Source organism: Clostridium sp. SHJSY1, assembly GCF_031626875.1.
Classification (GTDB): Bacteria; Bacillota; Clostridia; order Clostridiales; family Clostridiaceae; genus Clostridium.
Genome location: NZ_JANDMF010000058.1, coordinates 1 through 12,481, shown reverse-complemented (window position 1 = coordinate 12,481; position 12,481 = coordinate 1). Strand labels below are relative to the sequence as shown.

Below are 12,481 nucleotides of genomic sequence, written 5' to 3'. Positions count from 1 at the left end.
ATTAGAACCTCCAAGCTTTTCTCATATCCTCCCTATCAAAAAACCTTAAGATAGTCTTATATGCAAAAAGCATAATTATAGAATTATAAAGTGCAGTAATCACTCCTCTAAAAACATCAATATTGATATCAAAAGCAACAAAGATTAAAAACACTCCTAAAAACTTTAATATTGTTCCAATAAATATAGTTATAACTGGTACTAACTTCTTATCTCTCCAAATTCCTTCACCTATAAATCCAGCTGCTAAACAGCATAACATATTTATTAATGCATTTACTCCAAATAAATTATAAAAGAATATATCTTGAAGCAATCCACTAATAACACCAATAAGTACCCCTTCTTTTTTGCCATTAATTATAGAATAAGCAATAGCAAAAATAAACAAAAGACTAGGCCAAGCACCCTTTATTCCTATAAAAGGTGCTAAAGTATTATCTAATATCAATAATATAATTGTCATTATAATTAAAATTACTCTTTTAGCCATAATTCACCCCTAATCATATTTTATATCTCTCTTATCTTTAGGAGCTACTATATATAGTTCATCTATCTTACCAAAATCTACTGAAGGTTTTACTATTGCATTCTTCATTACTTTACTCTTATTCTCTTCTACTGAAGCAACAGTTCCAACTTTTATTCCTTTAGGATATAATCCACCTAATCCTGAAGTAACAATTGTGTCTCCTTCTTTAACTTGAGATTCTGGTAAAAGATCCGATATCTTTGCTAGATAATTATTTGAGCCATCTTTATATCCTTTTAATATACCACCATTATCATTAGTATTATCTACTTTAACAGCTACATTAATATTTTCATTTATTATACCTTGAATTATAGCCCAATTAGGACCAACTTTAGATACTTGCCCAACTAATCCTTTTGGTGAAATTACAATCATATTCTTTTCTATTCCATCATTTTGACCTTTATCAACTGTATATCCATCTATAATTCCACCACCACTATAACTTATAATATTGGTTGCAATATAGTTATAATTATTATGCTGCTCTTTAAAGTCTAATATACTTCTAAAATTATCATTTTCTTCTTTTAGATGTGAATATTCTAATAGCTGACTCTTAAGATCTTCATTTTCTTTAGTTAACTCTTTGTTTTCTTCTTTAACTTGTGAAAAATTCAAAAAGAAATCTACTGAATTCTTAACTCCTCTATTTATGTTATACGCAATTTTTTGAATAGGGTTTAATGCAGTTCCTGCAGCCCCTTGTACTCCACTTGTATCTTTGTTTGCAGTATAAATAATTAATCCTAAAAATGCAACTGACAGTACTATTACAGTAACTGTCAGTTTGTTCTTGAAGAGCTTCATCTGTTATTATCTCTCTTCCCTATTGATCTTATCAAAATCTTCAAGGGCTTTTCCTGCTCCTAGTACAACACTGTCAAGTGGTGATTCTGCAATATGTACAGGCATATTAGTTTCACGTGTTATTAAAACATCTAACCCTTTTAATAATGCGCCCCCACCAGCAAGCATTATTCCTTTTTCCATAATATCCGCAGCAAGTTCTGGCGGTGTCTTTTCTAGAGTTGTTTTAATTGATTCTATTATTGCGTATACTGGTTCTTTAATTGCTTCTCTAATTTGAACTTCTGAAACTTCTATAGTCTTTGGAAGACCTGTAATCAAGTCTCTTCCTTTTATTTCCTTCATAGTTTCATCATCTTCTACTTTATAGGCAGAACCTATTTCCATTTTAACTTGTTCAGCAGTTCTTTCACCTATCATTAAGTTATATTCTTTCTTAATATAAGCTATAATTGATTGGTCTAATTCGTCTCCAGCAATTCTTAGTGATTTACTAGTTACTATTCCTCCAAGCGAAATTATAGCTACTTCTGTTGTACCCCCACCGATATCAACTATCATACTACCTGTTGGTTCACTTACTGGTAATCCTGATCCAATTGCTGCTGCCATTGGTTCTTCCATAAGTACAACATCTCTTGCTCCTGCAAGTTTTGTTGCTTCTTCTATCGCTCTTTTTTCAACCTCAGTAACTCCTGAAGGATAACAAACTATAATTCTTGGACTTTTGAATGATCCCTTACTCGCTGCCTTTTCTATTAAAGATTTTATCATTGTATGAGCTACATCAAAGTCAGCTATAACTCCATCCTTAAGTGGTCTAATAGCTATAATATTTCCTGGTGTTCTACCTATCATCTGTTTAGCTTCTGTTCCTACAGCCAAACACTTTTTTGAAACACTATTTATGGCTACTACTGAAGGCTCTCTTAATACTATTCCTTTACCTTTTACAAAGACAAGCGTATTTGCAGTACCTAAATCTATTCCCATGTCCTTGCTACTTCCGAAAAAACCCATTGTTTTTTATCCCCTTTCAGTTAAATGATTCCTTTTTCTTTTAAACTTAAATATTTTTTATTACCTACAATTATATGATCTAATAAATTTATTCCAATTATTTTCCCACATTCAATTAATCTTAAGGTAATATTTATATCCTCCTCACTGGGATTTGGATCTCCAGAGGGGTGATTATGACATATTATAATTGACGCTCCACTACTTTTAATAGCTTCACAATATATCTCTCTTGGATGAATTAATGATGAATTAAGTGTTCCCTTGAATACGTCTTTTACTTTTATTATTTTATTCTTAGTACTTAATACTATTAATTTTAAAACTTCTTGATTTAAATCAGCCATTTCAATCATAAGCATCTCTGCTATGTCTTTTGGTGAATTTATAGTAATTCTACTATCAGCTTTTAGTGTATTAAATCTTCTGAAAAGTTCTGCCAATGCAAGTATTTGAGATGCTTTAACAGTTTTTATACCTTTGATTTTCTTTATCTCGTCATAGGTTATAGTTAAAATTCCATTTAACCCATTAACCTCACTTAATATTTTTTCACTCAAAGTTAAAATATTTTGTCCTCTAGTACCACACCTAAGTATTACTGCTAATAACTCTTGATTATTTAGTGTTTCAGCACCAAAGTTTATTAACTTTTCAACAGGTCGTTCATTAATGGGAATCTCCATAATTTTTAGATTGTTGTCCATATTTAACTCCTAAAAATAAATTGCCCTTCCCCCTTAACTTAATAATTTTTCAATCATTTCATTAAGTTTATTTAAAGGTAATCCTACTACATTGTAATAACATCCTCTAATCTCTTTAACAAAAACACCTGCTTTTCCTTGAATTCCATATGCTCCTGCTTTATCCATTGGATCTCCACTTTTTACATAACTGTTAATCTGATTTTCAGTTAACTTAGAAAAAAGTACCTGAGTTTCTACAGAATCCTTAAGAATTTTTCCAGTATCTGTGTTAATCAATACTACTCCAGTATATACTTTGTGAGTGTTATCACTGAGCCTATTAAGCATTTTGTAAGCATCTAGCTCGTCTTTAGGTTTACCAAGTATTTCATTTTCTAAAGAAACTACAGTATCTGCAGCTATGATTATTGAAGGTTCAATTACCTTTTTCATTACCTCCATAGCTTTTCCTAATGCAATTTCCTCTACATACTTAGATATATTGCTTGTTTTTTCAACAATACTTTCATCAAAATCACTTACAATCACTGTGAAATTTTCTACAAGCCTGCTTAAAAGCTCTTGTCGTCTCTCAGAAGCTGAAGCCAAAATTATTTTCAAAACATCACTTCCTTAAAAGTACACTTCTATAGTATTACCTTTATTTATAATTTTAACCATAAATATTAAAATTATACCATAAGATAAATATTTTGTAGCGAACACTATTTCTACACTTTATATAGTTTATCATTTAATATGCTTATAAACAAGTCTGTTTCACTAATTAAGCACTTTTTAATTTTTTTTTAATAATTCAACTTTGCTTATATTTTATTAATATATTATATAAAAATACTAACGACTCATTTGAATTTTCTTTTTTATATTCATCTGGAAGACTCTCTACATTATTTGCCAATTGCTTAATTTCTTCATTATTAGAGGTATCTTTACTTAAAACATCTTTAACCCATGTTTTAAATTCTTTTGTATCAATACTCTTCACATCTTTCTCATAAAGCTTATTTATAACTTTTATATATGCATCAATAATTTCTGCTTCAGTTTTGTTCTCTGCTGAATCAAGCTTACATGCCATTCTAAAATTACTTATAGATCCTTTAGTTAATTCTTGGCTTTTACTTTCAGAATCTGTTAATGGATATATTCCTGCCATAAGTTTAAAACTTCCACTCTCTTCTACAATGAACTTTTCATATCCGTCTGGAATTGTTTTTAATGTTGATTCTGCATTGTTTTTATTTGAAAATAGACCACATTGAATAATTCCGAAAGCCTTTTCCTCATTCACAGAATTTACAACCTCTTGCGTAGTATTTTCCTTTTTGCCTATTTGACTACTTCCTATTAATAACTTATATACACCCATCCCTAAAGCTAGTGATATAATAATTATTAATAACAACCAGCCAAAAAAATTCTCACCTTTTTTCTTCTTGTAATCATATCTTGTGTATCTCATAGTCTCCCCCCTAAATATTATAGATTAACTTCACTTTATAGTTCCGCTTATAATATATATGGTAAGTTTTACATTGTTATTCATTATGTATTGTTTATTTTATTTGAAAGTTAGGAAAAGAGAATTGAAAATTTATTAAAAATAAAAGCACATAAAAGCAGCTAAATTCTGCTTTTGTGTGCTTTTAAAATTCAAAAAATATAAGATTTTTATTTTTCCATTTTCTATTATTAAACTACTCTTCTAGCACCAGCATAGTTGGTTGTATAATAACCTTCATTCAAAGAATTAACCTTAACACTACCACTTGATGCAGCATGAATAAAATCACCATTTCCTATATAAATCCCTACATGCCCAATCTTAGTATAAGTATTGAAAAAGATTAAATCTCCATTTTTAAGCTCTGATTTTTGAATTGGTTTTCCTACATTAAATTGTTCTCCTGAGGTACGAGGTATATTCATCCCAAAATGCTTATACACATAACTAGTAAATCCAGAACAATCAAATGAATTTGGTCCAGTTGCTCCAAACACATAAGGTCTTCCTATAAAGTTATGTGCATAATTAACAATTTCTTGTGTGTATCCATTTGATACACTAACTGTTTGCTCATCATTTATATTCTGTTGATTAAGGCTTTCATCTCCATATACATAAACAGAATTAATATTTACAACTCCAATCCAAATAAATATACTAACTATAAGTTTGACAATCATGTGATAATTTGATTTCATTGATATTTCTCTCCTCTTTTGAAAATTAACCTATCACATGACAATTTGCCTCATTATTAATGTTTTTATACAATTTTAAATATAAAATTTAAAATCCAATTTAATTTATTTATTCATTATCACAAGATTTCTATCATTATTGGTTCCATCAAAAAAGTTTTTTGCAATTCTAGAAACATCAAAACCAAGACTATTCCAAAAAGATAACCCCTTAATATTACTTTCAACAACTCCAGTTCTAACTACATCTACAAAGTATTTTTCTTTAAAATAATCTATTACCCTGTTAATAATGATAGAACCTTCTCCTTTATTTCTTAATTTTTTATCTATAATAAATAACCATATAAATAGTTCATTTTTCTTTTCAAGTCTACCCTTAAAAACAGCAATAAGTTTTTTCTCTTTTATAACTTTTACAAAGCATTCATCATCAGCTACATAATATTCTAAATATCTCCTATAGAATACTTGAGGGTCTAAAGAATAACAGGTTCTATCTTCTTCATTATTTTCTTTTATCCATTTTCCAAGATACTCTAAATCATCTTCCTCTACACTTTCAAATGTATAGTCTTCATACTTAAAATCAACGCAAATCATAAAAAACTCTCCTTTATAGGCAAACATACATATTTTCAATTCAAAATATAAATTTATGGTTAACAATTATTATTAATAAATTTAACATTCAAATTACCATATTATAAGTATTCTATAAATATTTGTTTTTCCCTTCATACCCTTATATCAAAATAAGGGATGGTTTAAAACTCCATCCCTTGTTCCTTAATAATTCTTATTTATTTCTTTTAATATTTCTAATAAGTATTCCCACACTCTTTCAGTAGAACTTATAGATAAATGTTCTTCTGGAGTATGTGCATCTCTTATATCTGGGCCAAAGCTTATCATATCCAATTTTCCTAGCTTTTCTTCAAATAATCCACATTCAACCCCTGCATGAAGTGCATAAACTACTGCATCTTTACCATACATCTTCTTATACACATCTTTACATAATTCTCTTATTTTAGATTCATTATTATATTCCCAAGCTGGATAAGGGGCAGATTCTTCAAATTCTCCTCCAATAGCTTCTGTTAAAACCTTTATCTTACTAACTTGATCATCTTTTAATGTTTTAACTGAGCTTCTAACAGCACTATGGAACTCTACTTCTTTTCCATTTGTAACTACAACTCCAACATTTGATGAGCTTTCAACTAACCCATCTATATTAGCACTCATAGTATTTACCCCATTTGGATATACATACAAAAGACTTACAACTTTCTTTGTAGATTCTTTTGAAAACTTTTCTTTTATATCTTCATTAAATTCTTCTACAACTACTTTAACAACATCATCTTTTCCTTGTAATTCCTTTTTAAATAAATCATTTAACTCTTCTATTTTAGCTATTACAGCTTCTTTTTTACTTTCATCTATGGCAATAACAGCATCTGCTTCTCTAGGAATAGCATTATCTTTTGCTCCTCCGTTAATTGAAACTAAATTAAATTCTAAATCATTTGAAAGTTCATTAAGTGTTCTACCTATTAACTTATTAGCATTTCCTCTACCTAAATGAATATCAGACCCTGAATGCCCCCCCTTTAATCCTTTAACTACTACATTAAATAACTTTTCTCCATTTAAAGGCTCTGTTTCAACTTTTATAGCTGATTTTGTTCTAATTCCACCTGCACAGCTAACTAAAAGATATCCTTCTTCTTCACTATCTAAATTTATAAGAATTTTTCCTTCTACAGATTCTTTTGAAAGTGCTTGTGCTCCTGTCATTCCAGTTTCCTCATCTGTAGTTAACAGAACTTCTATCGCTGGATGGTCTATAGTGTCATCTGCAAGTATTGCCATAGCATAAGCAACAGCTATACCATTATCTGCTCCAAGAGTTGTACCATCTGCATATATATAATCATCTTTTACTACAAGTTTTATTGGATCATTTTCAAAGTCATGTTCTGTTCCTTTATTCTTTTCACAAACCATGTCCATGTGACCTTGTAATATTACTATTGGTGCATTTTCATATCCTTTTGATGCTGGTTTTTTTATAATTATATTTAAAGCTTCATCTTGTGTAACTTCTAATCCAAGTTCTTTTGCAAAATTTAATAAGTAATCACTTATTTTTTTTTCATTTTTTGATCCTCTAGGCACTTTAGATATTTCCTCAAAATACTTAAATACTAAAGCTGCTTTAGAATTTTCTAATTTCTTCATTTTTTTTCTCCTTTTCGTCCATAATGTGTTAATATTATACTTAAGATTAGTCTAAGTATATCATATTGTAAACCATTATTTAAATTTTTTTAATAATCCACTATTTTTAAAAAAACTTATGTAAATAATATTTATGTGACTAATCATAATTCAATTTTAGGAGGTTACTTATATGCAAAAAACAAAAATGATTTTTACAATTGGTCCAGCAAGTGATAATGAAAAAATGCTTAGAAAATTCATTAACATTGGAATGAGTGCTGCAAGGTTAAATTTTTCCCACGGAACCCATGAGACGCATAAAGAGAAGATTGACCTAATAAAAAAGATTAGAGAAGAGATGGATTCTCCAACTGCCATTATCCTTGATATTAAAGGTCCAAAAATTAGAACACATAATTTTATAAATGATGGTGTTGAGCTTGTTAAAGGGCAAGAATTCTCATTTATATGCGGTGAAGAAATACTAGGAGATGCTGAAAAATGTTCAATTTCATATGATGTTTTATACAAAGATGTTGAAGCTGGTGGCACAATCTTAGTTGATGATGGTTTATTGAAATTTGAGATACTTCAAGTTATTGATAAAGAAATTAAGTGCAAGGTAAAAGTTGGTGGAATGATAAAGAACCATAAAGGTGTTAATGTTCCTAATGTAAAAATTAAATTACCTTCAATCACTGAAAAAGATATAACTGATATAGAATTTGGATGTCAAACAGGAGTAGATTATATAGCTGCATCTTTTATTAGAAAAGCCAGTGATATATTAGAAGTAAAGAGAGTTCTAAAAAAATTTGGTGGAGAAAATATTCAAGTAATTGCTAAAATCGAAAACCAAGAAGGTGTTGATAATATTGACTCTATTATTGATGTAACTGATTGTGTTATGGTTGCAAGAGGTGATATGGGAGTAGAAATTCCTATAGAAAAAGTTCCAATAATTCAAAAGATGATTATAAGAAAATGTAAGAAAGCTGGTAAAACAGTAATTACTGCTACTCAAATGCTAGACTCTATGATTAGAAATTCTATGCCAACTAGAGCTGAAGCGTCTGATATCTGTAACGCAATCTTTGATGGAACTGATGCTATAATGCTTTCTGGTGAAAGTGCTTCTGGTAGTTTCCCAAAAGAAGCTGCTGAAACTATGGCTAGAATAGCTCAAGAAGCTGAAGCTAACTTAGATTATAATCATCTTTCTAAACATTTAGCTGAATCTTCATTAACTGACTATGCAGATGCTATAAGTTATTCAACATGTAGAACAGCTTCAGGATTAAATGCTAAAGCAATTGTTGCTGCTACAAAGAGTGGCTCTACAGCAAGACTATTATCTAAGTATAGACCAAAATCTCCTATTATAGCTATAACTCCATATGAAGAAGTTAGAAGAGCTTTAGCCTTAACTTTTGGAGTTTTACCTTCTAGATGTGAAATGTTTAATAATACTGATGATATTTTAGTAGAAGCTAAGAAAACAGTATATGATTTAAATGTTGCCAAAAAAGGTGATGATATAATTGTTGCTGCGGGAATGCCAACTACTCATACTGGTGGAACTAATATGATGAAAATAGAAAAACTTTAATAAAAAGTTTTTCCATGAATAAAATATTTTACATAAAAATTATAATCCATCTAAAATAAAAATATTTTAGATGGATTACTTTATTATTCAAACTTAAAATCTTTAAATAATTCTCCTAATGATATTCCTTCTTCATTATCATTATATTGCAAATACTCTTTGCTCTTTTCATCTGCATCTTTTATACTTAAACTTAATTTTTTAGTTTCCTTATCTATATTTAATACTTTAACCTTAACTTTTTGTCCTATCTTAAGTACATCTCCAGGCTTTGTTATATTTTCATCTGTAATCTCACTTATATGTACAAGCCCTTCAACTCCAGGTAAAACTTCTACAAAAGCTCCAAATGCAGCTAATCTTGTAACTGTTCCTTCAAAAATTTCTCCATCTCTTATTGAATCACCATGAACTTTCCAAGGTTCTTTTTCAACATCTTTAAGTATTAAAGCTACTCTCTCTTTTTGTCTGTCTATTTCACCTACAAAAACTTCAACTTTATCTCCTACACTTACTACATCTTCTGCTCTATGAACTCTTTCCCAGGATAAATCATTCAAGTGAATTAAGCCTTCTACTCCACCTATATCTACAAAAGCTCCAAATTTAACAACTCTAGTTACAACACCAGTTCTCTTTTCTCCAGACTTAACATTTGCCCATGCCTTCTTTTTATTTTCTTTATACATTTCTTCTTCTATTACTCTTCTTGAAGCTACTATTTTTCTGTTTCTTAAATCTAATTCTATTAATTTTACTTCTAAAATCTTCCCTACAACTGAATCTAGTTCTACTCTTTCCCTACTTAATTGAGAACCTGGTATAAATACTCTAGTGTTTCCATAGTATGCAACTACTCCACCTTTTACCGATTCCTTAACCTTTACTAAAATTATTCCTTCACTTTTAAAAGCATTCTTTAAATCATCTTTTTCTGTAACTTCTAAAGCTCTAACTCTAGATAATAAAACATACCCTTCTCCATCATTAGGGGATACAACATATACATCTAATTCATCATCTTTTTTTACTACATCCATAGGATTTTCATCATCATTAGTTAATTCTTCCTTAGTTATAACTCCATCAAAGGCATAATTTATATTTACTGTAACTTCTTTTTCATTTACATCTATTACTCTTCCTTTTAATATTTCACCTGACCTTATCCTCTTAACATCATAATCTGCTAAAAAGTCTCCCATATTACCATTTACATTCTCATTTGACATAAAGCTCCACTCCAATCTTAACTAAACTTACCTTTAATTTTATACGAATGATACTTTTTATACAAGTATTGGATTTAAACCTTACAATATAATTAAGATTTCGAAAAGTTATAAAATACCTCTTCACTACTTTTTTTTTTGTTGTATAATATACTATAAATATATATTATTAATTGATCTGGGGAGGTGATGGTTATAAAAAAAGTAGCAAAAAAATTATTTCTTACTTTATCTTTGTCATTAATATTTACTATTTCAAATATTATTGGGAATCCAATACTACTACCACAGAACCAGATTAATAGTACTTATATAGTACAAGCTAAGTCTAGTGGAAGTTCTTCAAGTAGTAAAAGCAGCAGCGGTTTTTCTTCTGGTGGTTTTTCTTCTTCAAAGAAGAGTAGTAATTCTACTAGCAGTGATTTTAAATCAGGTTCATATTCTTCTACAGATAAAAGTTCTTCTAGTTCAAGCGACAAAAGTAGTAGCTCAAGTAGTGGAAGTTATCGTGGAGGAAGTAGTTATAGAAGCTCCTGGTTCCCTGTTCCAATTTTCATAGGGGGTGGCGGTGGTTCATCTATACTATCTTCACTAATATCACTAATAATGCTTATTATAATTATTGTTGTTATAGTAAAAATTTATAAAAAGTATAAAAAGAAAAAAAGAAAATAGATAATCTTAGGAGGTTAACAATTATGGGAATTTTTTCAAGAATGTCAAATATGGTGAGAGCAAAAGTTAACAATACATTAGATGAAGTGGAAAATCCAATTGAATTATTAGATCAAAAAGTTAGAGATATGGAAGAACAATTAAATAAAGCTAAATTGAATTCTGCACAAATTTTAGGTAATGTTCATGCTGTAGAAAAGAAAATGGCATTAGCTCAAAAGGAATCTGCAGATTTTGATCAAAAAGTTAAATTAGCTATGGCAAAAGGAAATGAAGAATTAGCTAAGAGAGCATTAGCTAAAAAGGTTGAAAGTGATAAAAAATATAGCACTTTAAAGGCTACTTATGAAACTTCAAAAGTTCAAGCTGAAACTATAAAGAAAAATCTTAAAGCACTTCAAGAGGAAATTGAAAAAACTAGAAGTTATAGAGACGAAGCTGCTGCTAGATATTCAAGTGCTCAAGCTGCTAAAAAGGTAAATGAAGTATTAGCTGATGTTAAGACTAAAACTAACTCAATTCAAATAGATAATATAGAAAGAAAAATTGCTAAAGAAGAATCTATGGCCCAAGGTTTAGGTGACCTTAGAGAAGTAGATGATTTTGAAAGCGAATTTGCTAAGCTTGATGATGTAGATTTAGATTTAGAATTACAAAAATATAAATCACAACAATAGTAGGTATATTATGTCAAAAGATATAGATTTTATAAACCAAGAGAAAGAATCCTGGGGTAAGGTATTTACCGATATAACTTATGCTATAAGTGAAGTATCACCTTTTGTTGATGAAAGAGATTTAAAACGAAGAAGATATTATGTGAAAATTGATATTTTGAAAGAGTATATTAATAAACTTAATTACGCTTCAATAGATTCAAAGAAAAAATTTTCCCTTAATATTTTCAAGGATGATACAAAAGTAAATGATGCAAAAAGATTTAAAAAAGATAATAATTCTACACTTAAGCAATTAAAAAATTGTTCTAAATGTCAGTGTCTAAATTGTACTTTTGAATGTAAATTTAAAGGCTGTGCATCATGTAAAGAAGATTCAGCAATTAAATCTTGTGATAAGGATATATTTAATGTACGAATCTACAAAGACTTTAATTTAGATCTTACTAATAATGATACTGGTAGATCTGATAAATACAAAGTTCTTGCTGTCGTAGAAAATTGTGAAATTCAAAAATTATACATTTTACTTGAAAATATGTATAACAATGAAGAAAAATTAATTTTATATTACTATCCAGGAATTAAAGCTGATGATTTTGGTGAAATTAGAAATCCTGAGGAATTTGACTCAGTCGTTCAAGCTTATCAACAGTTAGATTATTAAAAAAAAGTTGGCTAATTTTTAGCCAACTCAGACCGTTGACAAAAGAGATATTTTCATTCCTGAAAATATCTCTTTTGTCTTTACTTTATAAAAACATATAAAT

14 protein-coding genes are annotated in these 12,481 nt (G+C 29.1%); 4 read left to right on the top strand and 10 right to left on the bottom strand.

Features of this window, described 5'->3' with window-relative positions; translation table 11 throughout:
- Position 1: 1 nt before the first annotated feature.
- The 9 genes from mreD to NNC19_RS20205 form a co-directional block, all read right to left on the bottom strand.
- Positions 2 to 493, bottom strand: a complete 492-nt coding sequence (gene mreD, locus NNC19_RS20245) for a rod shape-determining protein MreD (RefSeq protein ID WP_310940512.1) — start codon at positions 491 to 493, stop codon at positions 2 to 4.
- A gap of 9 nt (positions 494 to 502) precedes the next feature.
- Positions 503 to 1,348, bottom strand: a complete 846-nt coding sequence (gene mreC / locus NNC19_RS20240) for a rod shape-determining protein MreC (RefSeq protein WP_310940511.1) — start codon at positions 1,346 to 1,348, stop codon at positions 503 to 505.
- Between the two features lie 6 nt (positions 1,349 to 1,354).
- Positions 1,355 to 2,368 carry a rod shape-determining protein gene (locus NNC19_RS20235; RefSeq protein ID WP_310940510.1) on the bottom strand — a complete coding sequence of 338 codons (1,014 nt, stop codon included), beginning with the start codon at positions 2,366 to 2,368 and terminating at the stop codon, positions 1,355 to 1,357.
- A 20-nt stretch (positions 2,369 to 2,388) separates the two neighbouring features.
- Positions 2,389 to 3,075, bottom strand: coding sequence for a DNA repair protein RadC (gene radC / locus NNC19_RS20230; RefSeq protein WP_310940509.1), 687 nt, complete (start codon positions 3,073 to 3,075; stop codon positions 2,389 to 2,391).
- Positions 3,076 to 3,108: 33 nt separating this feature from the next.
- Positions 3,109 to 3,678, bottom strand: a complete 570-nt coding sequence (locus NNC19_RS20225; protein WP_310940508.1) for a Maf-like protein — start codon at positions 3,676 to 3,678, stop codon at positions 3,109 to 3,111.
- Between the two features lie 196 nt (positions 3,679 to 3,874).
- Positions 3,875 to 4,543: a hypothetical protein gene (locus NNC19_RS20220; protein WP_310940507.1), complete on the bottom strand. Its 669-nt coding sequence runs from the start codon at positions 4,541 to 4,543 to the stop codon at positions 3,875 to 3,877.
- Positions 4,544 to 4,773: 230 nt separating this feature from the next.
- Positions 4,774 to 5,286 (bottom strand): C40 family peptidase, encoded by a 513-nt coding sequence (locus NNC19_RS20215; RefSeq protein WP_310940506.1) that lies wholly within the window; start codon positions 5,284 to 5,286, stop codon positions 4,774 to 4,776.
- Between the two features lie 105 nt (positions 5,287 to 5,391).
- The gene (locus tag NNC19_RS20210) at positions 5,392 to 5,889 is read right to left on the bottom strand and encodes a GNAT family N-acetyltransferase (RefSeq protein WP_310940505.1); all 498 of its coding nucleotides are present in this window, start codon (positions 5,887 to 5,889) and stop codon (positions 5,392 to 5,394) included.
- 186 nt (positions 5,890 to 6,075) lie between these two features.
- Positions 6,076 to 7,536 carry an aminoacyl-histidine dipeptidase gene (locus NNC19_RS20205; protein WP_310940504.1) on the bottom strand — a complete coding sequence of 487 codons (1,461 nt, stop codon included), beginning with the start codon at positions 7,534 to 7,536 and terminating at the stop codon, positions 6,076 to 6,078.
- A 172-nt stretch (positions 7,537 to 7,708) separates the two neighbouring features.
- Here NNC19_RS20205 and pyk point away from each other — a divergent pair, with 172 nt between their 5' ends.
- Positions 7,709 to 9,127 (top strand): pyruvate kinase, encoded by a 1,419-nt coding sequence (gene pyk / locus NNC19_RS20200; protein ID WP_310940503.1) that lies wholly within the window; start codon positions 7,709 to 7,711, stop codon positions 9,125 to 9,127.
- 83 nt (positions 9,128 to 9,210) lie between these two features.
- Here pyk and rpsA read toward each other — a convergent pair whose 3' ends face one another.
- Entirely contained in the window at positions 9,211 to 10,359 is a 1,149-nt protein-coding gene (gene rpsA, locus NNC19_RS20195) for a 30S ribosomal protein S1 (protein ID WP_310940502.1), read from the bottom strand.
- A 189-nt stretch (positions 10,360 to 10,548) separates the two neighbouring features.
- Between rpsA and NNC19_RS20190 the strand changes: the two genes are divergently transcribed.
- The 3 genes from NNC19_RS20190 to NNC19_RS20180 are packed head-to-tail and all read left to right on the top strand — an operon-like array spanning position 10,549 to position 12,378.
- The gene (locus NNC19_RS20190) at positions 10,549 to 11,034 is read left to right on the top strand and encodes a hypothetical protein (protein WP_310940501.1); all 486 of its coding nucleotides are present in this window, start codon (positions 10,549 to 10,551) and stop codon (positions 11,032 to 11,034) included.
- A 23-nt stretch (positions 11,035 to 11,057) separates the two neighbouring features.
- A complete protein-coding gene (locus NNC19_RS20185; protein ID WP_310940500.1) occupies positions 11,058 to 11,711 on the top strand; it encodes a PspA/IM30 family protein in 654 nt (217 codons plus the stop codon).
- 10 nt (positions 11,712 to 11,721) lie between these two features.
- Positions 11,722 to 12,378, top strand: a complete 657-nt coding sequence (locus NNC19_RS20180; RefSeq protein WP_310940499.1) for a DUF1292 domain-containing protein — start codon at positions 11,722 to 11,724, stop codon at positions 12,376 to 12,378.
- The last annotated feature ends 103 nt before the right edge of the window (positions 12,379 to 12,481 follow it).

Excerpts from the sequence above, each read along its gene's own strand:
- pyk (WP_310940503.1), top strand. The coding sequence starts at position 7,709 with ATGCAAAAAACAAAAATGATTTTTACAATTGGTCCAGCAAGTGATAAT.
- NNC19_RS20190 (WP_310940501.1), top strand. The coding sequence starts at position 10,549 with ATGGTTATAAAAAAAGTAGCAAAAAAATTATTTCTTACTTTATCTTTG.
- NNC19_RS20215 (WP_310940506.1), bottom strand. The coding sequence starts at position 5,286 with ATGAAATCAAATTATCACATGATTGTCAAACTTATAGTTAGTATATTT.
- NNC19_RS20185 (WP_310940500.1), top strand. The coding sequence starts at position 11,058 with ATGGGAATTTTTTCAAGAATGTCAAATATGGTGAGAGCAAAAGTTAAC.
- NNC19_RS20210 (WP_310940505.1), bottom strand. The coding sequence starts at position 5,889 with ATGATTTGCGTTGATTTTAAGTATGAAGACTATACATTTGAAAGTGTA.
- NNC19_RS20180 (WP_310940499.1), top strand. The coding sequence starts at position 11,722 with ATGTCAAAAGATATAGATTTTATAAACCAAGAGAAAGAATCCTGGGGT.
- radC (WP_310940509.1), bottom strand. The coding sequence starts at position 3,075 with ATGGACAACAATCTAAAAATTATGGAGATTCCCATTAATGAACGACCT.
- rpsA (WP_310940502.1), bottom strand. The coding sequence starts at position 10,359 with ATGTCAAATGAGAATGTAAATGGTAATATGGGAGACTTTTTAGCAGAT.
- NNC19_RS20220 (WP_310940507.1), bottom strand. The coding sequence starts at position 4,543 with ATGAGATACACAAGATATGATTACAAGAAGAAAAAAGGTGAGAATTTT.
- mreD (WP_310940512.1), bottom strand. The coding sequence starts at position 493 with ATGGCTAAAAGAGTAATTTTAATTATAATGACAATTATATTATTGATA.
- mreC (WP_310940511.1), bottom strand. The coding sequence starts at position 1,348 with ATGAAGCTCTTCAAGAACAAACTGACAGTTACTGTAATAGTACTGTCA.
- NNC19_RS20205 (WP_310940504.1), bottom strand. The coding sequence starts at position 7,536 with ATGAAGAAATTAGAAAATTCTAAAGCAGCTTTAGTATTTAAGTATTTT.
- NNC19_RS20235 (WP_310940510.1), bottom strand. The coding sequence starts at position 2,368 with ATGGGTTTTTTCGGAAGTAGCAAGGACATGGGAATAGATTTAGGTACT.